Source organism: Moorella sp. E308F (assembly GCF_006538365.1).
In the GTDB taxonomy this organism is placed as follows: Bacteria; Bacillota; DSM-521; order Neomoorellales; family Neomoorellaceae; genus Neomoorella.
The window spans coordinates 406,839-429,000 of the sequence record NZ_BJKN01000003.1; the positions used below are offsets into that span (position 1 = coordinate 406,839).

The 22,162-nt window shown below is 54.6% G+C and carries 22 protein-coding genes; all 22 read left to right on the forward strand.

What is annotated here, in order from left to right:
* Positions 1-9: 9 nt before the first annotated feature.
* Positions 10-1,011 (forward strand): 4Fe-4S dicluster domain-containing protein, encoded by a 1,002-nt coding sequence (locus E308F_RS14810; RefSeq protein WP_141265662.1) that lies wholly within the window; start codon positions 10-12, stop codon positions 1,009-1,011.
* Entirely contained in the window at positions 1,011-1,841 is an 831-nt protein-coding gene (locus E308F_RS14815; RefSeq protein WP_141265663.1) for an FAD/NAD(P)-binding protein, read from the forward strand. The genes E308F_RS14810 and E308F_RS14815 overlap by 1 nt, the downstream gene beginning before the upstream one ends.
* 268 nt (positions 1,842-2,109) lie before the next feature.
* Positions 2,110-2,865 (forward strand): histidinol-phosphatase HisJ family protein, encoded by a 756-nt coding sequence (locus E308F_RS14820; RefSeq protein WP_141265664.1) that lies wholly within the window; start codon positions 2,110-2,112, stop codon positions 2,863-2,865.
* Positions 2,866-3,094: 229 nt separating this feature from the next.
* Positions 3,095-4,102, forward strand: coding sequence for a sodium:calcium antiporter (locus E308F_RS14825; protein ID WP_141265665.1), 1,008 nt, complete (start codon positions 3,095-3,097; stop codon positions 4,100-4,102).
* Positions 4,103-4,196: 94 nt separating this feature from the next.
* Positions 4,197-5,483 (forward strand): FAD-dependent oxidoreductase, encoded by a 1,287-nt coding sequence (locus E308F_RS14830; RefSeq protein ID WP_141265666.1) that lies wholly within the window; start codon positions 4,197-4,199, stop codon positions 5,481-5,483.
* Positions 5,484-5,490: 7 nt separating this feature from the next.
* Positions 5,491-5,676, forward strand: coding sequence for a hypothetical protein (locus tag E308F_RS14835; RefSeq protein WP_141265667.1), 186 nt, complete (start codon positions 5,491-5,493; stop codon positions 5,674-5,676).
* A 105-nt stretch (positions 5,677-5,781) separates the two neighbouring features.
* Positions 5,782-6,453, forward strand: coding sequence for a LysE family transporter (locus E308F_RS14840; RefSeq protein ID WP_253260490.1), 672 nt, complete (start codon positions 5,782-5,784; stop codon positions 6,451-6,453).
* Between the two features lie 24 nt (positions 6,454-6,477).
* Positions 6,478-6,840 (forward strand): YlbF family regulator, encoded by a 363-nt coding sequence (locus tag E308F_RS14845; protein ID WP_141265668.1) that lies wholly within the window; start codon positions 6,478-6,480, stop codon positions 6,838-6,840.
* A 74-nt stretch (positions 6,841-6,914) separates the two neighbouring features.
* The gene (locus tag E308F_RS14850; protein WP_141265669.1) at positions 6,915-7,295 is read left to right on the forward strand and encodes a Fur family transcriptional regulator; all 381 of its coding nucleotides are present in this window, start codon (positions 6,915-6,917) and stop codon (positions 7,293-7,295) included.
* A 95-nt stretch (positions 7,296-7,390) separates the two neighbouring features.
* Positions 7,391-9,436: a FapA family protein gene (locus E308F_RS14855; RefSeq protein ID WP_141265670.1), complete on the forward strand. Its 2,046-nt coding sequence runs from the start codon at positions 7,391-7,393 to the stop codon at positions 9,434-9,436.
* A gap of 21 nt (positions 9,437-9,457) precedes the next feature.
* Positions 9,458-10,138: a Crp/Fnr family transcriptional regulator gene (locus E308F_RS14860; RefSeq protein ID WP_141265671.1), complete on the forward strand. Its 681-nt coding sequence runs from the start codon at positions 9,458-9,460 to the stop codon at positions 10,136-10,138.
* Positions 10,139-10,266: 128 nt separating this feature from the next.
* A complete protein-coding gene (locus tag E308F_RS16685; protein ID WP_256370609.1) occupies positions 10,267-10,395 on the forward strand; it encodes a hypothetical protein in 129 nt (42 codons plus the stop codon).
* Between the two features lie 172 nt (positions 10,396-10,567).
* Complete coding sequence (locus E308F_RS14865) at positions 10,568-11,251, forward strand: response regulator transcription factor (RefSeq protein ID WP_141265672.1); 684 nt, start codon at positions 10,568-10,570, stop codon at positions 11,249-11,251.
* Complete coding sequence (locus E308F_RS14870; RefSeq protein WP_141265673.1) at positions 11,248-13,044, forward strand: sensor histidine kinase; 1,797 nt, start codon at positions 11,248-11,250, stop codon at positions 13,042-13,044. Before E308F_RS14865 ends, E308F_RS14870 begins: the two co-directional genes overlap by 4 nt.
* Positions 13,045-13,216: 172 nt before the next feature.
* Positions 13,217-13,900 (forward strand): response regulator transcription factor, encoded by a 684-nt coding sequence (locus E308F_RS14875; protein WP_141265674.1) that lies wholly within the window; start codon positions 13,217-13,219, stop codon positions 13,898-13,900.
* A complete protein-coding gene (locus E308F_RS14880) occupies positions 13,897-15,354 on the forward strand; it encodes a sensor histidine kinase (RefSeq protein WP_141265675.1) in 1,458 nt (485 codons plus the stop codon). Before E308F_RS14875 ends, E308F_RS14880 begins: the two co-directional genes overlap by 4 nt.
* A gap of 277 nt (positions 15,355-15,631) precedes the next feature.
* Positions 15,632-17,761: an ArnT family glycosyltransferase gene (locus tag E308F_RS14885; protein ID WP_141265676.1), complete on the forward strand. Its 2,130-nt coding sequence runs from the start codon at positions 15,632-15,634 to the stop codon at positions 17,759-17,761.
* Positions 17,758-18,711, forward strand: coding sequence for a glycosyltransferase family 2 protein (locus E308F_RS14890; protein WP_141265677.1), 954 nt, complete (start codon positions 17,758-17,760; stop codon positions 18,709-18,711). The genes E308F_RS14885 and E308F_RS14890 overlap by 4 nt, the downstream gene beginning before the upstream one ends.
* A 3-nt stretch (positions 18,712-18,714) precedes the next feature.
* Positions 18,715-19,101, forward strand: coding sequence for a GtrA family protein (locus E308F_RS14895; RefSeq protein ID WP_141265678.1), 387 nt, complete (start codon positions 18,715-18,717; stop codon positions 19,099-19,101).
* Positions 19,102-19,132: 31 nt separating this feature from the next.
* On the forward strand, positions 19,133-19,576 hold the full coding sequence (locus E308F_RS14900; RefSeq protein ID WP_141265679.1) for a PepSY-associated TM helix domain-containing protein: 444 nt from the start codon (positions 19,133-19,135) through the stop codon (positions 19,574-19,576).
* A gap of 101 nt (positions 19,577-19,677) precedes the next feature.
* Complete coding sequence (gene galE, locus E308F_RS14905) at positions 19,678-20,667, forward strand: UDP-glucose 4-epimerase GalE (RefSeq protein ID WP_141265680.1); 990 nt, start codon at positions 19,678-19,680, stop codon at positions 20,665-20,667.
* A gap of 39 nt (positions 20,668-20,706) precedes the next feature.
* Positions 20,707-22,162 (forward strand): glycosyltransferase family 39 protein (locus tag E308F_RS14910; protein WP_141265681.1); only part of this gene is annotated, 1,456 nt, incomplete at its 3' end.

Below are 22,162 nucleotides of genomic sequence, written 5' to 3' on the forward strand. Positions count from 1 at the left end.
GGTGGGGACATGTTAAAAATTGCCAAAGAAAAATTACCCGAACTTTTGCAGGCCTGGGCTGCAGGAGCTAAAGTTTTTGTTCCCCAGGAAAAAGGCGGGGTAAGCGTTTTCCTGCCCTGGGAGGGTCAGGGGAAGCTTACCCTGGGGGAGGGCAATACCCTGGAGCCCCCCAAGGATCTCTTCTTCCCCCGGACCGAAACCATGTACCGTTACCAGGTGCAGGGGAAAGAGGCAAGCCTAACGGAGGTCCCCCCCCTGGAGGAAAAGCGGGTGCTGGTGGGTATCCGTTCCTGCGATGCCCGCAGCCTCCTGATTATGGACGATGTTTTCTTGACCCGCGGGTATGTAGATGAATTTTACCGCCAGCGGCGGGAAAATACCCGCGTGGTAGCCCTGGCCTGTAGTGAAGCCAGCCCCACCTGCTTCTGCACATCCTTTGGTATTGATCCCGGGCGGGCAGAAGGGGTCGATGTCCAGATGTGGCCTGTCGCCGAAGGGTACCTCCTGGAAGCCCTCACCCCGGCAGGCCAGGAACTGCTGGGCCAAGGTTCTTCCCTCCTGCAGGAGGCCGGCTCCGAGAATATACCGGCAGCAGCCAGAACAAGCCTGGCAGTAGAGGTAAGCGGGGTAACGGAAAAACTGCAGGGAATGTTTGAGCACCCCTACTGGACGGCCGTCAGCCGCAAGTGCCTGGGCTGCGGCGCCTGCACTTACCTCTGTCCCACCTGCCACTGCTTCGACATCCAGGGCGAAAACCGGGGCAACAGCGGCTACAAATTCCGCTGCTGGGATTCCTGCATGTTCTCGGAATATACCCGTATGGCCGGCGGCCACAACCCGCGGCCGTCGAAAAAGGAGCGCTTGCGCAACCGCTTCCTGCATAAGCTCCAGTATTTTCCGGAACGCTACGGCAAGTTCGCATGTGTGGGCTGCGGCCGCTGCCTGGATCGCTGCCCGGTGAATGTCGACATTACCCGGGTAATCCGTGAGGTCAAGGAGGTGACCCTGTAATGGCTGAAACAGCGCGGGTCAACCCCCTGGTACCCAGGACGGGGCGCATTATCAAGATCGTGGACGAGACGCCCGATGTAAAGACTTTCCACATCACCACCGACAGCGGCAAGCCCTTTACGCCCCTGCCGGGGCAGCTGGCCATGCTCTCCCTGCTGGATGTAGGGGAAGCCATGTTCTCCATCACCTCCCAGGGACCGGAGCACCTGGAGCTGGCCATTAAAAGGGTCGGCATGCTAACCGATGCCCTCCATGAAGCTGAAGAAGGACAGACGGTAGGTATCCGGGGGCCCTACGGCAACGGCTTTCCCGTGGAGGAGCTTAAAGGCAAGGACCTGCTTTTCATCGGCGGCGGTATCGGCCTGGCACCGGTACGTTCCCTGATTAATTACTGCATTGAGCACCGGCAGGATTACGGCCACCTGTGGATCATCTACGGTGCCCGCTCGCCGGCTGATCTCTGCTTTAAGGACGACCTTTTCAATAACTGGCCGAGAGTGGAAAACTGCCGGGTCGACGTGACGGTGGATAAAGGCGATGCCGGCTGGCAAGGCCATGAGGGTTTTGTGCCGGCCTTCGTGGAAGAGCTGCATCCGGATCCGGCGGGGAGAGTAGCTATTACCTGCGGGCCGCCCATTATGATCAAGTTTGTCCTCCAGTCCATGGAGAAGCTGGGGTATAAAGACGACCAGATTATCACCACCCTGGAGATGCGCATGAAGTGCGGCATCGGCAAGTGCGGCCGCTGTAATCTGGGCAGCTGCTACGTCTGCCTGGACGGCCCCGTCTTCACCCTGGCCCAGCTGAAGCAGCTGCCGAACGAGTATTAAGGTCCTACTCAATAAGTATTTTAGGCGCTGGCTTTGTTTTCGTTCGCTCCATGGCCTTCGCTGAGCGGCCTACGGCTCAGCCTCCGGCTCGGGCGGGGTTCCCGGCCTATTCGGCATCCTTGCCTCAGAGGCCGGCCTCGGACATCCTGTCCTCGGCCCCGCCCTCGCTCTTTGGCTTCGCCAAGGCCGCTTTGCCGCTCAGGCCAAGTCGCTCACTCTCAACAAAGCCAGGCCGATTAGCAAGAAGCTATACTCGAAGGAGTTTATCATGCCGGCTGACTACCATATTCACGGGCTGGCCCATGTGGGGCCGCCCCATACCGTCGAACGCCTTTTACCATACGTAGAAGCAGCTAAGGCTACCGGCCTTACGGAAATAGGTTTTGCCGACCACGACCGCTACCTGGAAGGCCTCGATTTCAACGTCTTTCCTGAGCTGGAGCGGGTAACCGGGATGCCCGTCCGCGCCGGGCTGGAGGTGGACTTCCGACCCGGCAAAGACCACCGCCGGGAACTGGCCGGCCGCCCCTGGGATTACCTCATTGGCTCGGTCCATGCCATCGGTGACTGGGATTTCGACCGCCCGGGCCAGGAGGCGGGCTTTACCGCCTGGGATATAGACGAGCTTTATATCACCTACTTCGACCTGGTGGCCCGGGCTGCGGCAACGGGCCTCTTCCAGATCATCGGCCACCTGGACCTGATTAAAATTTACGGCCACCGGCCCCGGAGGCCGGTCCTGGAGCTGGCCGAACCGGCGTTAAAGGTGATTGCAGGGAGTGGTGCGGCTATGGAAATAAATACTGCCGGCTTATTTAAGCCGGTGGGGGAGATTTACCCGGCCCGGGAACTGTTGGAGCGGGCCTTCAGCCTCAATATCCCCGTAACCATCGGGTCGGATGCCCACGCTCCCGGCGAGGTGGCCCGAGAACGACAACGGGCGCGGGAGCTCCTGCGCCGGGTTGGTTATACCTGCCTGGCCACTTTCTGCCGCCGGGAGATGGCGACGGAACCTATAGACTAGATAAACCCTTGTTAGGGGAGAAAACTCTTTTTATGATAAAATAGTGAAAGTTGCGGTTCAAGGGGAGTAGCCCCGGATATTCCGGTACCAGGTTCGTCAGCACGGCTGCCAAGCCCGGGCCTGGTAGGTAACGTGCGAGACCTTCACCGCCCGCAAGGGCGATGAGGGTTTTTTATTACTCTTATTAAAGCCAGATAATCAGGAGATATTATAGGAGAAGGGAGAAACTATGCTGGATGTAGTCTTGCTTTTAGTCAGCCTGGGAGTTATCCTTGTGGGGGCAGAAGGGTTTACCAACGGTGTCGAATGGCTGGGTAAGAAGCTAAAACTAACAGAAGGCGCCGTGGGGAGCATCCTGGCAGCCGTAGGTACCGCCCTGCCGGAAACGATGATCCCGATTGTTGCCATTCTCTTCGGCGGTGGCGGCCATGCCGGGGAAGAGATAGGTATTGGTGCCATCCTGGGGGCGCCCTTTATGCTCAGTACCCTGGCCTTCTTCATTACAGGTGTTGCTGTGATTGCTTATCGCAGTCGCCGGCCCAATTTCCCCAGGATGAACCTGGATACCAGGACCATGGGGCGGGATTTAAGTTTCTTTCTCCTCGTTTATACCGTGGCCGTCCTGGCCTCATTCCTGGGGGCCCACATCTGGAAGCAAATAATTGCTATTGGGCTGGTGATAGCCTATGCTATTTATGCTTACCTGACGGTCACCAACGGTCATACCCTGGAAGAAGGGGAGGAGCTGAACCCCCTTTACCTGGCTCGGAAAGCAGCTGAGCCGGCTACGGTGGTTATTTTAAGCCAGGTGATCCTGTCCCTGGGGTTGATTGTCGGGGGTGCCCGTCTCTTCGTCAACGGGGTAGAAGACCTGGCGCGGATTATGGGCATCCCGCCCTTTGTCCTGGCCCTCATTATTGCCCCCATAGCCACGGAATTGCCGGAGAAATTTAACAGCATCATCTGGGTGGGCCGCGGCAAGGATACCCTGGCCCTGGGCAATATTACCGGTGCTATGGTCTTCCAGAGTTCGGTGATCCCGGCGGTGGGTATCACCATGACCAGCTGGGAGTTAACCCAGGGAGCGTTGATCAGTGCCGTACTGGCTATTGCCTCGGCCGGCCTGGTGTTCCTCCAGATCAGCCGCAAGAAATACCTGACGCCCTACACCCTGGTGGGTGGCGGCGCTTTCTACAGCATCTTTGTCCTCCTAGTTATTAGTGGCTTTATCCGCTGAAAAAGGTTGCTTAATCCTTACATAACAGGAAAAACCCGGTGTGCAAACGCCGGGTTTTTTAGTATACTGGAACAGGAAGGAAGGTGGCCTAAATATGCCCCGGGTAATCGTAGTGGGTGGAGGTTGGGCGGGCTGTGCGGCAGCCCTGGCTGCCCGCCAGGCAGGTGCGGAGGTAATCCTCCTGGAGCGGACGGATATGCTCCTGGGCACCGGCCTGGTGGGAGGGATTATGCGCAATAACGGCCGTTTTACGGCAGCGGAGGAAATGATTACCCTGGGCGGGGGGAGGTTGTTCGCGCTTTGCGACAGCATTGCCCGGCACCGCAATATCCATTTTGCTGGCCACCGTCATGCCTGGCTTTACGATGTAGCCCGCATTGAACCCCTGGTCCGGCAGGCTTTGCAGGAAGCCGGTATTGATGTACGCCCTTTAAGCCGGGTGACTGCCGTCCAGGTGGCGGACAACAGCCTCCAGGCCGTCCGTACCGAAGAGGGCCGGACTTACCACGGTGAGGCCTTTGTCGACGCTACCGGTACGGCGGGGCCGCCGGCCAACTGCCGCCGTTACGGCAATGGGTGTGCCATGTGCATCTACCGCTGCCCCACTTTTGGCGGCCGCGTGAGCCTGGCCGCCCTGGCTGGGTTAAAGGAATATGCGGCTTTGAGGCGGGGCGGCGGCCGCGGAGCCTTAAGCGGGTCCTGCAAGCTCCATAAAGGTTCCCTGGCTCCCTGGCTGGTGTCCGAACTGGAGGAAAAAGGAGTGGCCGTCCTGCCCGTGCCGCCCGGTTTGCTAGCTAAAGGCGAACTGCTTCAGCGCAAGGCCTGTCAGCAGTATGCCCTGCCCGACTATGCGGCCAACGTTATCCTCCTGGATACCGGTCACGCCAAGCTTATGGCTCCCTTTTTCCCCCTGGAAGCCCTGCGCCGGATAGCCGGCCTGGAAAACGCCCGCTTTGAAGATCCCTATGCCGGCGGCACCGGCAATTCGGTACGCTTCCTGGCCATGGTACCCCGGGACGATACTTTACAGGTACGGGGCCTGGCCAATGTTTTCTGTGCCGGGGAAAAGGCCGGTCCCTTTGTCGGCCATACCGAGGCCATTGTCACCGGGACTCTGGCCGGTCATAACGCTGTGCGCCTACTGACAGGGAGGGAACTCCTGGTTTTGCCTTCTACCCTGGCTGTAGGTGATATAATTGCCTATGCCAGCCGCCAGGTGGATAAGGGCGATGGGCTCTACCAGCGTTTTACCTTTTCCGGGTCCGTTTATTTTGAGCGCATGCAAAACCTGGAGCTCTACACTACCGACCGGGAGGTTATCAGGAAAAGGGTGGCTGACCTGGCCGGTATTTTTTCTGTACCGTTGTTAGGAAGGAAATAGGCGCCAGGTGCCGAATAAGAATTGGTGGCGAGCCACCATTATTGCGAGTATAAAAATGACGGGCTGGCATTTGCCGGAAGCGAGCGAGCTTCTACCGAGCGGCGAAGCGGCCCAGGTGAAGCCGAGGGATGATAAGCGGGGGCGAGGACAGCGAGGCCTGCGGCCGGATTCTAAAGGCAAGGATGCCGAATAGGCCGGGAACCCCGCCTTAAGCCCTGGCTGATCCGCAGGCCGCGCCGCGAGGGCCATGGAGCGAGCACGACAATGCTAAAGTTATTTTGGTGAGGAGAGAAACCTTTTGACTGCAGAATTGCTGGCCCTGTTCACTACCGCCTTTATGGTAGGGCTTTCCGGCGCCCTGATGCCAGGACCGTTATTGACCCTGGCCATCGAAGAAAGTACCCGGCGGGGAGCCAGCGCCGGCCCTCTCCTGGTCCTGGGTCACGGCCTCCTGGAATTACTCATGCTGTTCCTGCTTCTTCTCGGCCTGGGCAGTTTCCTGGCCCATCCCACGGTTAGCAGGGTAGTAGCCGTCCTGGGAGGGGCGGTATTGCTCTGGTTGGGGACAGGCATGATCCTTAGCGTCATGGCCGGCCAGGTCCAGTTTACCTTGCCGGGAGATAAAGATAATCTCCCGGCCCTGCCGCCGCGGCCGGTTTTACGTACAGTAACCGCCGGCGGTTTAATCAGCCTGGCCAACCCCTACTGGTTGCTCTGGTGGGCAACCATCGGCGCCGCCTTTGTCGCCCAGGCGGCCCGTCTTGGTGCCGGTGGGGTAGCTCTCTTTTTTAGCGGCCATATTTTATCAGACCTGGGCTGGTACTCGCTGGTTGCTGCCGGAATAGCCGCCGGACGCCGCGTTATCAGCCAGCGGGCCTACCGGTATTTAATCCTGGCCTGCGGGTTGTTCCTGCTGGTTTTAGGTGTCCTCTTTATTGCGGCCGGTTACCGCGGCCGGATCAGCCTGTAAAATAGCGAGAGAGGTGATCCCCTCATGGAAGTTTATGATCGTGCCCATGAACTGGCACGTGCTTTGAGCAGGAGTAACGAATATAGCGATTATCGCCTGGCCCGGGCCAAACTGGAAAGCAATCCCGCCAACCTTAACATGCTGCGGGATTTCCGCCGGCGCCAGTTGGAGCTGGAAATGGCCGTTTTAAGCGGGAAGGAACCGGATCCAGCTTTAAAGCAGGCTGTGGAGGAAAGTTACCGCATTATCAGCCTCAATCCTTCTATAACAGCCTATCTTGCCGCCGAAGAAAGGGTAGCCCGGCTGCTGGCCGATATCCAGAAAATACTACTTGATGCCATACCTGAATGGGGAAAAGATATGGGTGGTGAGTTTGACAAAAAGTAAAATATTAGTTTACAATAGAAGTGATAATTGTTACCAACAAGCTGGTGAGGATTATGGAGCCAACAGGCAAGCGCATGACCAAACAGAAAAAAGTAATCCTGGACATCCTGCGTAATACCGATACTCACCCTACAGCCGACTGGATTTATGCCCAGGCGCGCAAAATTTTGCCCGATATCAGCCTGGGAACTGTTTACCGTAACCTTGGAGTCTTAAAAGAAGCCGGCGAGATTATGGAATTAAGTTACGGCAGCACCTACAGCCGCTATGACGGTAATCCCGAAAATCATTACCACTTTGTCTGTCTGGAGTGTGGCCGCATTACGGACCTCGATATGCCGGTGCACCACGAACTGGAAAAAGAAGCTGAAGCCAGTGGTTGCGGTAAAATTATCTATCACCGCCTGGAGTTTTACGGTATCTGCCCGGAATGCCAGCAGCAAAGGCAAGGCTAAAACCAGGTGCATAACCCCTGGTTATTTTTTTAAAGGATTCCCACATATAACCGAGAATTTAAATAAAGGCATTAATTTGGTCAGAGGTGGGGGCTGTGGCGGCCGATTGTATAAGGGTTGAAGGAAATACGGTAGAAGAGGCCATCCGCAGGGCTGCAAATCTCCTTAATGTTTTGCCTGAGGAACTGACGGTGGAAATAATCGATGCCGGGAGTAAGGGTTTTTTAGGCATAGGCTGCCGGCCGGCGGTGATATTGGCCCGGCCTGCCGGGGAAGTAGCAGTAACCGGGCAGGAGAGCAAGCCGCAACCTGATTTGGAGGCTGCCGGAGAAAGCAAGCCGGTTATCGAGACAGGTGACGGCGTGACGCCGGCGGGAGAGGAACGTCCCGCTTATGTTTGGGTTGAAGCTGGGCAGGTTCATATCGGCGGGGGGGAACTGCCGGCTACTATTATTCCCGGCGAACATTTCGAACTTTATGTTAACGACCGTCCTATAGCCGGCGAGGCAGCCGTACGGGCCGGCGACACCATTACCGTCAAGCCCAGGGAGGAGCTAAAAGATGGCGAGTGGAAATTGTCGGTAGCCAGCGATGGCCTGATGGCGAAATTAACAATTAAGCCAGGTTATAAACGGACCTGGAAGCTAAAAGACCAATCCCCGGCCAGCCGCCTGGAATTAAAGGGCGAACCGGTAGATGTAGTCCAGCCGGCCGTTACCCGGGAGGAGATCCTGGCCGAGTTAAACCGCCAGCAGGTTGTTTACGGGATTGACGAAGAAGCCATCCAGCAGGCGTGTACAGCGACCAGGGAGATGGAGATAGTCGTTGCCCGGGGCCAGGCGCCCCACCCCCCTGAAGATGCGCGGGTGGAATATCTTTTTTGTACCAGTGAAACTGCTAGAAGAGAAGTGGGCGAGGAGGAACGGGTGGACTACCGGGAGATGGTGGTCCGGGCCTCGGCGGCAGTTGGCGACCTCCTGGCCGTCAAGATACCGCCGCGGCCCGGCAAGCCGGGGATGACGGTTACCGGCAAAGCCATTCCTCCACCTGAACCGAAAGATGTCGAACTGGTGGCCGGGAAAGGGACGGAGGTTATCGATGGCCGGCGCTGTGTGGCCACGGCCGAGGGTCGTCCCCAGTTAAGCCAGCGGAAGGGGAAGGTAATAATTGATATTATCCCGGTCCTGGTACACCGGGGAGATGTGGACCTCGCTTCCGGTAACCTCAAGTTTAAAGGCTGTATCAATATTACCGGCAATGTTACCGAAACCATGCAGGTGGTTGCCAGCCAGGATGTCGAAATCGGTGGTGATGTTACCCAGGCCACAGTTCGCACGGGGGGATCCATTTTTATTCGCCACAACTGCATCGGCTCGCTCTTGATTGCCGGAGGTATGAACAGCATCTACCAGAGCGTAGAGCCAGTCTTAGCCGACCTGGTCGAGCAATTATCCCTTCTCCAGGCAGCCGCCGGGCAGCTGGAACAAGGCGCCAGGAGGCAGAGGGGACCGGCCTACTCCCTGAACACCGGTTACCTGCTTGGTGTCCTGGTGGAAAATAAGTTTAAAAAGTTGCCCTCCCTGGCAGCCAGGTTGGAGCAAATCACCAGGAGCGCGGAAGGAGGACCGGAGGAACAGAAATTAATCCAGCTGGGGCGTGAACTGGCCCAGGCCTTCGGGACGCCGGCTGCCATCCAGGGCCTCGATACGGTAAAACTGGCCCAAATGGCGGCCGCCATCGAGGAGATGGCCGCCTACTGCCGGCAGATACCTCGTGAGGGAGGCAATATTACTTTAAGCTATGCCCTCAACAGTAAACTCCAGGCCAGTGGTTGGGTTAAAGTTACCGGCCGCGGCTGTTTTAATACCGAGATTGTAACCGGGGGCAAGGTGGAGATCCAGGGCGTTTTTCGGGGCGGCAGCATTTATGCCGGTGATGATGTGTATATCAAAGAAATAGGCTCCAGTGGCGGGGCCAAAACCCTGGTAAGGGTTGCCGAAGGTAGGGTAATCAAAACCGGCAAGATCTGGCCGAACTGCACCCTGCAAATAGGCAAGCGTATCCGCCAGATTGATAATGAAGAAAATCAAGTGATGGCCTATTTAAATAGTGAAGGTGATATGATCCTGGGAATATTTTGATGTAAAAGAAGGTGCGGCTAAATGGCCGAGAACTGGGAATTTTTACGCCAGGTACCGGTATTTGCAGATCTAAGCCCGGAAGAGTTACAGCATATTGCTTCCCTGGCCCTTTTGCGCCGCTACCGTAAAAATATGTATATTTTTATGGAAGGCGAGCCCGGCGACGCTATATATTTTGTCAAAAAAGGGGCTATCAAGCTATTCCAGGTGCTGGAGGACGGCCGTGAAAAGATCCTGCACTTCGTCCGGGAAGGGGAAATCTTTGCCGAAGTCCTTTTATTCGAAGGCGGCCCTTACCCGGCCACGGCCGAGACCCTGGAAGATACCGAAGTAGGTATCATTCGTAACGCCGATATGGAAAGGCTTCTCAGCCAGCACGGGGAAATAGCCGTGAAAATCATTAAAGTTATGAGCCGACGCCTGCGCCGGGCCCAGGAACATATCCGGGACCTGGCTCTTAAAGGAGCTTACGGTCGCCTGGCCAGCACCCTGCTCCAGCTGGCCAGGGATTATGGGACGCCCAGGGAAGACGGTGTTACCATTGATCTCAATTTGAGCCAGCAGGAACTGGCCAGCCTGATCGGTACTTCCCGGGAGACGGTGGCCCGGATTTTAAGCGACTTTAAACGCCTGGGGGCCGTGGGAGTAGAACGCCAGCGAATTACCATCCTGTCGCCCCAAAAGCTGGCCGGCTGGGATTAAGCCGCTAATACGGGATTTTATACCTCCCGCCAGTTAAATAATACTGTTTAATCATTAGCCCTTGCGAAAAGAAATACAGGTATTATAAAATAATAACGAAAGCTAAAGGTTAAGGAGGGTTAAACAGAATGGATAGCCGGCAATCACCATCCGGCAGGCCGGAATCCAGCCAGGACTGGGTAGAGCGCCTGCAGTGGCTTGGTATTAAAGTGGAAGAACCACGGGAAAAGGGCGAGGATCACTCTGCTACCGTGTAAGGGATAATACATTGGCTTTGACCCTGCAGGGATCTCCAAACAAGGGGTAAAAACCTGCGGGGTTTTTTGTGTCTACCCCTTTTTACTTCCGGTGTGTTATCATAATATCCGGGAGGACCCCCATTCGCCATTTTTAGCAGAACTCTATATACACCAAGGGGGGTATACAAAGATGGAAAAGTTGCGCATCCTGGTAGCCGACGATGAAGCGGGCCTGCGCCAGCTGGTGCGCTTGTATTTAGAAAAAGAAGGTATGGTTGTTGCCGAGGCGGCCACCGGTCGCCAGGCCCTGGAGAAACTCCAGCAGGATAAATACGATCTCCTCATCCTGGACTTGATGATGCCCGACGGCGATGGGTGGAGTGTCTGCCGGGCAGTACGCCAGAAAATGGACCTGCCCATTATCATGCTTACGGCCCGGGGAGAAGAAATGGATCGTTTATTGGGTTTTGAGCTGGGAGCAGACGACTATGTGGTCAAGCCCTTCAGTCCCCGGGAACTGGTGGCCCGGGTGAAGGCTCTGTTGCGTCGGGCCGGGGCCAGCCCGCAGCGGGGAGAGCAGTTGCAATTTCCCGGCCTCAGCATTGATATTGCCGGCCGGGAGGTTAAAGTCGAAGGGCGGGTGGTAAACAACCTGACGCCCAAGGAGTTTGACCTTCTCCTTTTCCTGGCCCGGCACCCGGGCCAGGTCATGAGCCGGGAAAAGATCCTGGAAAAGGTCTGGGGTTATGATTTTTACGGCGACCTACGGACGGTAGATACCCATATCAAGAATCTGAGGGAAAAACTGGGCCGGGAGCGCGGGTTTATCACCACAGTCTGGGGTGTCGGTTACAAATTTGAGGTAGGTTCATGATCAGCAAAAGCATTACTACCAAGTTGTGGTTGCTCCTGGTTTCCCTGGTGGTGGTCAGCCTCCTGGCCATCGGCTTTTCCCTGCACCAGCTACTGGGTAATTTTTATTACCGGCAGCAGGTGGAAGATATGCTGGCTACAGGAGAGAAGCTGGCCAAGAGCCTGGCCGGTGCTGATGCCGGCAACCTGTCCGTTCATGCTGATATTCTCAGTAAGGTAGCCGGCGCCGGGGTGATGATCATTGACCGCAACGGCCTGGTAATTTCCTGCAGCAGTGATGCCGGGACAGGCATGGGTATGGGTATGGGTATGAGGATGGGCCATGGCTGGAGTCATGGCCTGCACCAGCACGGCGACTGGCCGGCAGCCGGTATGCACCTGGACGGTGACGAAATCCGGCAGGTGCTGGCGGGGAATACGGTTATCAAGCGGGGTTACCAGGACATCTTTAATACCAGGATGTTAATCGTGGCCGTGCCGATAAAGAACGCCGGGGGTGTTAACGGGGCGGTTATCCTGTTTGCCCCTGAGGCTTCTCTGAGTGCAGCTATAGGGGCTGTAGACCGCCTGATCCTTTATTCCGGCGTGGGGGCGGTACTGCTAGCCACCTTGCTGGCCTTTTTTGCCGCCCGTCGGGTAACCAGGTCCTTGAAGCAGATGAGCCTGGCGGCCCGGCAGATGGCCCGAGGCGATTTCAGCGGCCGGGTGCCGGTAACTTCCGAGGATGAACTGGGCCAGCTGGCCGGGAGCTTTAATTTTCTTGCCGAGGAACTGGCCCGGACCGTAGCCGCCCTGTCCCGGGAAAAGGAAAAGCTCGACCGGGTGGTCAGGGGTATGACTGACGGCGTCCTGGCCTTTGCACCTGACGGGCGGGTTCTTTTTGCCAATCCCCAGGCGGAAAAGCACCTGGGGCTGTCCCTGCCACCTGGGTCGACGTTGCCGGCAGAACTGCTGGCACCCTTGCGGGCAGCCGCAGAAGGCGAAGATGCTGCGGGAGAAATCAGGTGGCGGCAGCAAATCTTTGCCGTCCGGGCCGCGCCCCTGCAGGGGGAGGAGCCGGGTAGACCGGTGGCCGTGGCTATTATCCAGGATATAACCGCCCAAAAACAACTGGAGCAACTGCGCCGGGAATTCCTGGCCAGCGTCTCCCACGACCTGCGGACGCCCTTAAGCTTTATCCAGGGTTATGCCGAGGCCCTGGCGGACGGCCTGGCCGCCGGGGAAAAGGAGCGCCAGGAGTATACCAATATTATCCTGACCGAAGCCGGCCGCTTGCGGCGCCTGGTGGATGACCTGTTTGATTTGAATAAAATGGCGGCCGGCCAGCTATCCCTGGAAATGGCCGATGTCGATATCGGGGAATTGCTGGCCGGGGTGGCCCGGAAATACCGGCCCTTGCTGGCGGAGCACAAGCTGGAACTGGCAGTAGAAATACAGCCTTCTTTACCGGGGATCCGGGCCGACGCCGGACGCCTGGAGCAAATCATGGCCAATCTCCTGGACAACGCCCGGCACCACACGCCGCCGGGGGGCAGGATCAGGATAACAGCCGGACTGGTTGGCAATGAAATTAAGGTCAGCGTGGCTGACACAGGCAGCGGCATTCCTCCGGAAGATCTACCTTATATCTGGGAACGTTTTTACAAGGTAGACAAGTCCCGTTCCCGCCGGGATGGGGGCAGCGGCCTGGGCCTCGCCATAGTTAAAAGCCTGGTGGAAGCCCACGGCGGCCGGGTGGAGGTAGAAAGCCAGCTGGGTAAGGGGAGTACCTTCAGTTTCTACCTGCCCTTGTAGATGTGATCTATCTGTGATATTGTCAGGGTGAAATCCATCTGTAAAATTGTCAGTATGAATAAGGAGAGGACTACTATTGATTCAACAAATTTTCAGTTTACCTTCAGTGCAGTTTCAGTTGTGGCACGGATAATATAAACAGAAGGATAACTATGAAGGTGGTATATCAGGAATGCAACAATTAAAGGGGATCAAAATATTAGTAGTGGATGATGAACCAAATATACTACAATTTTTGGAACTCGGTCTGCAAAATGAAGGATTTGAAGTACAGACCGCCCAGGACGGCGTTACAGCCATTACCCTGCTCAAACAATTCCAGCCCCATGTCGTTATCCTTGATGTCATGATGCCAGGAATGGACGGTTTTGAGGTGTGCCGGATGCTCAAAAAAATGGAGAATGTGGCGGTGATTATGCTGACGGCCAGGGATGAAGTAGATGATCGGGTGAAGGGGCTCATGCTCGGGGCCGATGATTACATGGTAAAACCTTTTAGTTTTGAGGAGTTGCTCGCCAGGATATATGCCAGGGTCCGCAATCAATTTCCCAACTTATTTGGGGAAGTGGTGATCGGGCCGTTTCATATTGATGACCGCCGTAAAGAAATCAAGTTCAAAGACCGGGTTTTGGAGCTCTCGCCAACGGAATATGAACTCCTCAAATTATTAGTTCTCAATCACGGGTTGGTTTTAAGTAAAAGGATGATTTTGGATAAAGTTTGGGGTTATGACTTCGGGGGAGAGGAAAATATAGTTGAGGTGTACATACGTTCATTGCGGGATAAATTAAACGACAAAGATCATCAATTAATACGAACCATACGCGGATCGGGCTACCGGGTTGATTTATCATGAACCGCAAGAAAAGCATTTCCTTGAGCTTGTTTTTTGCTCCCAATTCGCTCCGGGTTCAACTGCTATCCCGGTCACTGCTGATCCTTGCCGTTTTGCTGGTGCTTATTGGCCTGTTTCAATATGTTTTCATGCGGGAGTTTATTTATAGGAATAAAGCTGCCAGCCTCCAGAGCCAGATCATGTCAATTCCTCGCTTTGCCTGGGAGCAAGCCGGCCCGGGCCGCCTGGGAAATGGCAATATGCGTCCGCCGCGTATTTTTATTCCTGAGACAAAACTAGCGTTTATTGATGCCAGGGGTAATTTTACCGTTTTATCGAGTGGACCTGACGGATCAGATCCCCCGCGGCTGGAAATGGTAGAGTATTTAGATGTTTTAAAGAAAGGACCGGGGCTGCAATATAAAGTTATTGACGGCGCCGGGGAGGACGAACAATTACTGGTATTACAACCTGTCCCTTCGGCTCCGGGGGAAATGCTGGGCGTTGTTCAGGTCAGTACTTCAACCGTACCCCTAAAGGAACTACTGTTTCGGCAGCTGCTTATCTTTTTGCTCCTTTCTCTTATTGCCATGTTCTTCGGTTTGCTCGCTTTTCTGCCGGTGCTCAACAGGACGCTGGTTCCGTTAATCAACATGGTGGATACCGCGGAACAAATCGATGCCGGGAATTTGGCCAGGCGTTTTCCCACCCGGCAGGGGCAGATGGAAATCGATCGCCTGGCAGAATCCTTTAACGGGATGCTGGAGCGGCTGGAAGCTTCCTTTAAAGCTGAAAAAGAAACCCAGGAACAGATGCGCCGTTTCATAGCGGATGCCTCTCATGAGCTGCGCACGCCGCTAACCTCGATTCACGGGTTTTTAGAGGTATTGCTTCGCGGTGCGGCCAATCAACCGGACCAGCTGCAGAAAGCTTTAAAAAGCATGCACAGCGAATCGGCCCGCCTTAACAAACTGGTCCATGATCTTCTTCTCCTGGCCAAACTGGACCGCACGCCTCATATGGAGCTTAAGGAAGGCTTACTGGATACCGTGGTCCGGGATATGGAGCCCCAGCTGCGTATTCTGGCCGGCAACAGGAAGCTGGACTTATGCCTCGAGCCAAACATGAAATGTAAATTTGATACGGATAAAATGAAACAGGTGATTTTGAACCTGTTTCATAATGCGGTGCAGCATACGGACCCGGAAAAGGGTCATATCAAGATTTCACTATGCAGCCAAAATGGCGGTGTGCAGTTGTCCGTGCAGGATAACGGGCAAGGGATCAGTGATACCCATCTCCCCCACGTCTTTGATCGCTTTTACCGTGTCGATTCTTCGCGGACGCGCAGGCATGGCGGGGCCGGTTTGGGCCTATCGATAGCCAAATCTATTATCGAGGCTCATGGAGGGACGATAGGCGTTAGTAGCCGCGAGGGGGAGGGGTGCACCTTTTACGTATGGCTTCCCCGCTAACCTGGGCATTCATTCTTAAAAATCGTGCCGGTCCGAGCTCTACGACGGCATTCATACACAGCTTAGCTGTGGGTGAATGCCGTTTTTGCTGCAGGCCCAACTAGTCGGTGCGAGTTTTTCAGTATATATTCAGCCATTACTCAATCAAAATTCAGTTGCCATTAAGGGACAATTAAGCTTAAGGGGGTATTATTGTAATAAAGTGAAAAGGCCCGGAATTACCGGTGGATGTTCATAATGACAATGAAACATGAGGAATGAAAGGGGAAACATGACAATGAGATCGAAACAAGGTTCGCGTTTCGATATGATCTTGATATGCATCGCCTTATTATCCGCTTTCTTGAATATCTTCAACATCTGGAAAGACCAGTACGCCAACGCCTATTACACAGCAGCGGTCACCAGTATGCTGCAGAGCTTCCATAATTTCTTCTACGCTTCTTTTGATCCGGCCGGGTACGTTACGGTGGATAAACCGCCGGTGGCGTTCTGGATCCAGACGATATTCGCGTATATCTTCGGGGTGCACGGGTGGAGCGTGATTCTCCCCCAGGCCCTGGCCGGTGTCGGCTCCGTCCTGCTGATGTATTACCTGGTCAGGCCGACTTTCGGGAGAACAGCTGCCCGGCTCGCTAGCCTGGTTATGGCCTGTACGCCTATTGCGGTTGCGGTGAGCCGGACGAACAATATCGACAGCTTGCTGGTATTTGCACTCCTGACAGCTACCTGGATGTTGTTCCGGGGAATTCGCAATCAGAAGTCGGCCTGGGTGCTGGGAGCCTTTGCCATGATCGGTGTCGGCTTTAATATAAAGATGCTGCAAGCTTACATGGTCGTACCGGCTTTTTACGTGTTTTACCTGCTTGCTTTCAAGAGCGAATGGAAAAAGAAACTGGCCGTCGTTGCGGCGGCTACAGTGATCATGGTAGCAGTATCTATATCCTGGGCAGTAGCCGTAGATATGACCCCCGGGGAAAACCGGCCCTATGTCGGCGGCAGTCAGACGAACTCTGTATTGGAGCTGGCCTTCGGTTATAATGGCATATCCCGCCTTACAGGGATGAACCGGGGAGGGCCGGGTCCCGGTGCAGCGCCGGGCCAGCAACAAAAACAGCAGGATCAAGGAAACAGGCCGGACCAGCAGCAAATGCCGCCGGATGGAAACAATGCGCCTGTTCAGCAGACCGGGCAAACGGATGGCAGCAACATGCCCGGCTGGCAGCAGGTGCCGGGTGACGGTTACAGGATGCAGGGCAGGATTTTACCGGAAGGCGCCGGCCCGGGTGCCGGTGGGAGACCGGGCCCGGTGCCCGGTTTTGCCGGCGGTGCTCCCCCGGGCCGGGATGGGGGCGGTGCCTTCGGCACCGGCCAGCCGGGCCCGTTGCGGCTGTTTCAAAGTGAACTCTCGGGGCAAATCAGCTGGTTGCTGCCCTTTGTAGCGGTTGCCTGCGCCGGTTTGCTGGCAGGCATTCGCCGAAGAAAGCCGCTTACCACCAAAGAAAATGAGACGTTGTTCTGGCTGGCCTGGTTGCTACCGGGGATGGCATTTTTTAGCGTGGCGCGCTTCTTCCATCACTATTACCTGATCATGCTCGCCCCCCCGATTGCAGCCCTTGTAGGAGCGGGATGGGTGGAGCTCTGGCAGTTATACCGGGACAAAGAAGGCTGGAAAATGTGGCTGCTGCCGGCAGGCCTTCTGGCAACAACAGCTTTTGAGCTGTATATACTACAGCCCTACCAGGAGCATATCGGTACGGGTTGGCCTGCCGGCATTGGGGCGGCTGGGACGGGTTTGGTCCTGGTATTGTTGCTGGCCGTTAAGAAAGAGAAACTGATTTCTATCGCTGCAATGGCCGGGATGCTGGTCTTGCTGGCGGCACCGCTCTACTGGGCCGCCACTCCCCTTCTGTATGGCGGTAACAGCATGCTGCCCCAGGCCGGCCCCAGTCAGCGGGTACCTGGCCCTGGACAGGGCGGGAGAGGCGGGCCGAACTCCGGTGTTAATTATAAACTGCTTGAATATGTGATCAGAAATAATACGGGGGAGAAATACCTTTTTGCCACCACCGATGCCAATACGGCCGCACCCTATATCATTGCCACCGGGAAAGCCGTCATGGCTATGGGCGGATTCAGCGGTTCCGACCCCATCCTCACGGTGGAGAAGTTGAAACAGATGGTGGCCGGCGGGGAAGTAAAATATTTCCTAATCCCTTCGCGTTCCGGTTTCGGGGGCAGAGGTGGTGCCGGCAGCGAAGTTATAGAGTGGATCCGCGCCAACAGTAACGCGGTGTCGGAGGAGGAATGGCAGGAAGGCAGCTCGGACGGCTTTCCAGGTGGCATGGGCAGGGACGGCTCCCTGACCTTATATGAAATCGATGTGGAGGAGGGAGGAAAAGTATGAACACCGATGTCCGGTATTCAATAGTTATCCCGGTCTATAACGAGGAAGCTGTCCTCGAGCAGACCTACCGGCGCTTGAAGCAGGTGATGGAGCGGGCCAGCGAACCTTATGAACTGATTTTTGTAAATGACGGCAGCTGCGACCGCTCCGCTGAGATAATCAAAGGTTTTAGAACACAGGATTCTTCAGTGAAACTCATAACCTTTTCCCGGAATTTTGGCCATCAAATCGCGATTAGCGCCGGGATGGACCATGCATCCGGGGAGGCTGTTGTAGTAATTGACGCTGACTTGCAGGACCCGCCGGAACTGATCCTGGATATGATCGCGAAATGGAAGGAAGGGTATGACGTCGTTTACGCCCGGCGAACGCAAAGGAAAGGAGAAACTTTTTTCAAGAAGGCAACGGCCCATTTATTTTACCGCCTCCTACGCGCCTGCACGGATATTGATATCCCCGTGGATACCGGCGACTTCCGCTTGATCGACCGGAAAGTATGCGACCAGTTAAAACGGCTGCCGGAAAAAAACCGTTATGTACGCGGGCTGGTGAGCTGGGTCGGCTTCAAGCAAACAGCCGTTGAGTATGTAAGGGATAAAAGGTGGGCCGGGGAGAGCAAGTACCCGCTTAAAAAGATGCTCAAGCTGTCCCTGGACGGTATCACCTCCTTTTCATCCAAGCCTATAAAAATAGCAAGCTATGCCGGAGCCCTGCTTACCTTTGCAGGCTTAATCTACATGCTGATTCTGCCGCTTTTCGAGGTTTTTACCGGAACGCCCCTTGCCGGCTGGCATATAGTCCTGGCCATGCAGCTATTGTTGACCGGTTTTATCCTCCTGATGCTGGGGATTAACGGGGAATATATCGGGCGGATTTATGATGAAGCAAGGGACCGCCCGCTGTATATTGTGGAGGAATACTGCGGGATAAAGGAAAAGAATGGTGAATGAAGAATGTTGTCAAATTTTACCGATCGTCCTCTCCAGTTTTTTAAATTTTGCCTGGTAGGAGCAGTAAACACTAGCGTTGATTTGGCGGTATTTATTTTCCTTACCGCCTGGAGCGTACCGATGATCCTGGCGCAGGGCATATCATATACCTGCGGCTTATTGAACAGTTTTTTCATGAACCGGGCGTGGACCTTCAAACGACGTGGGCAGCTTGCCGGCCAGTTCGCCAGGTTTCTAGCGTTAAATGTTGTCACATTAACCTTAACTTACGGGTTGCTGGTGCTGTTTCACTACTACATGGCATGGTCGACGCTCGCCAGCAAGTTCGTTGCCACGGGCGTGGGTCTGGTACTGAATTTTACCGGCAGCCGCTTATGGGTTTTTAGTTGAATTCATAAATATAATTTGCGGAGGTAGTAGGATGTTCAAAAAAATGCGTAACCTGCATCTATGGATCGGGCTGCTTACTTCTGTCTTAATTCTTCTCGAGGCTGTCACGGGACTGTTATTAATCCACCCGTCACTGCTGGGCGAGCCGGAAAGGGCACCTGCAATAGAAAGAAGTGCCCGTTCTACTAACCCGGAAAACCTTGTACCGGCAGCGACAACAAGCTCCAGACCTGCGGTTACGGATAACCTTGGTGCAGAGGTGCAGGGAGGACGGCCAGCTTTCCACGAAACTGGTGCCGCCGGGGCAGAGGATGCCAGGAGCGGTCTGGTGGGACTTATTCGCGGGTTACATGCCGGCAGGCTTGGCAGTTTAAATATCCGCTGGGCTATAGAGCTGGCAGCTATTAGCATGATCGTCCTCACAGTTACCGGGATCTACCTTTCCATTAAAATTTTAATACGCAGCAATAAGTAGCTGGTAGAAGAAAGGAGCAAATGGAGTGGTGCAGCCTGAGTATCTGTAAGGCCGCCATGGCGGCCTCCAGATAAACAGGAAAATGTGAGGGGGCATTTTATATGAAGCCGGTGCTGGTAACCGGGGGCGCAGGTTATATCGGGAGTCACACGGTACAGGAGTTAATTAAAGATGGGGCCCTGGTGGTCGTGCTGGACAATTTGTCGACCGGCCACCTGGATGCGGTCCATGCCCGGCATTTTTACGAAGGTGATATTGCAGACACCGCGCTGGTGGAACACATTATTAAGGAACACGGGATTAAATCCGTCATTCATTTTGCCGCGAAAAGCCTGGTAGGCGAATCGCTGGCCAAACCGGAGCTATATTTTTACGAGAACACGGTCAAGTCTTTTATGTTCTTCGAGGCGGCTGTGAAAGCCGGGGTAAAACACATTGTCTTTTCCTCTACGGCCGCCGTCTATGGGATACCGCCGGATATTCCCATCAGGGAAGAAACCATGCTTGCGCCGATTAATCCCTATGGCGATTCCAAACGTATGATTGAAAAATACCTGGAATGGATGGGTAAGGTGCATAGCATCAACTGGGTGGCCCTCCGCTATTTTAACGCGGCGGGGGCCTCGCTTGACGGCAGTTTGGGCGAAGACCACCGGCCCGAGACTCACCTCATCCCGTTGGTCCTGCAAACCGCCCTTGGGCTGCGGGAAAAATTAGCTGTCTTCGGTACGGACTATAAGACAGCGGATGGTACATGCATTCGCGATTATGTGCATGTTATCGACCTGGCTAACGCTCATATCCTGGCGCTGCATGCGCTGGAACACGGCTTGCAAAGCGGTATTTTCAATGTAGGCACGGGGAAGGGATATTCTGTGAGGGAGATTATCGCAAAATCACAAGCACTTACCGGCTATAAAATTGCCGTGGAATACGGAGAGCGAAGGGCAGGAGATCCCCCCGTCCTGGCAGCTGATAGTGCGGCTATAAAAGGTATTTTGGGCTGGGAGCCCGGATACAGCGATCTGGAAACCATTCTCTCTAGTGCGTGGCACTGGCATAGCACCCATCCAAAAGGTTACCGGTTATAGATTGAGTATTTAACGGTTTTTGAGAGGAGCAGGCAAAAGGTGGTCTTCAAAAAGGATATCTTCAGAATAAGCCTGGTTCTGATACTGCTTTTAGCAGGATTTTTATGCATTTATGCAATAGGGAATTATAACGGTAATAACGCCCCGGCCCGGAGCCGTATCGGACCTCGGGATACCATCCTGGCTGGAAGCAACCGCTTAGCGGATGCGCCGGCGCAGCTGCCGGGAAAGCAGCCCTCGCCTCCCAGCCCGGGCCTGCGCTTGGCGCCCCATAGTGGCAGCAGGGTGGATGCGGGTACGAATGGGGGTGCCAGGTATGCCCCGCAGCTGGCCGCCTATGCAATAATATTTTTTATTGCCTCAATAGCAACCTACTATTTTTACATACGTAAAAAAATAAAAATTCTTCCCGGCAATGAAAAAATATTGATGCTGGCTTTACTCTGCGCGGGGCTGCTGTTGCGGATTGCCGCCTCGACATTGATGGAAGGCCATCCCTTTGACATAAATATCTTTAAAAGATGGGCAACCGCTGCTGCCAGTAACCTCTTGCGAATTTATTCAAATGCCGGCTCAGTTGACTACCCGCCATTGTATATGTACGTTTTGTTTTTAATTGGCAAAATTGCCGGCCTGGAGGCCGTGCAGCCGTATTTCACCTTGCTGTTAAAGCTGCCGTCAATTTTGGCCGACATTGCCACGTCATACCTTATATACAGGCTGGCCAGGAAATATCTAACCCTGGAAAGCAGCGTCCTGCTGGCCGCGTTTTATATCTTCAACCCGGCTGTCATAATAAATTCCACCTTCTGGGGGCAGGTGGACTCCTTTTTTACCTTCATTGTTGTTGCTGCAGTTTACATGCTTACAGAAAAAAAGCCCGGCTTTGCCTCCGCCCTGTTTACTGCGGCCGTAATGATGAAGCCGCAGGGGATTATCTTCCTGCCGGTGCTTTTCTTTGAATTGGTAAGGGAAAAAAGGCTCAGCAGCTTCCTCGAGGCTGTATTTTTCGCACTGGTTACGGCCGTCGTTATCATCCTTCCGTTTACCTTGCAAAATGATGTGCTGTGGATTATCAAGCTTTTTACAAATACAATCGGCGAGTATCCCTATGCATCGGTCAACGCCTTCAATTTCTTTACCTTAATTGGGAAAAACTATGCTAATGACGCAGCACCCTTCTTTATCTTTAGCTATCACAGCTGGGGGATGATTTTTATAGTCTTGATCACAGCACTTTCATGGTATATTTACACTAAAGGGAATAACAAGACATTCGTTCCGGCAGCAGTGCTTCTCCAGATAGCAGGTGTATTCACTTTTGCCACCAGGATGCATGAAAGATATTTGTTTCCCGCTGCCGCCCTGGCAATTTTAGCATTTATTTATTTAAGGGATAAAAGGCTTTTGCTATTAGCCGCGGGTTTCAGTGCTACCATTTTCGTCAACACCCATCTTGTCCTTTTTGCCACCATTAACGGGATAAATTCGGCGC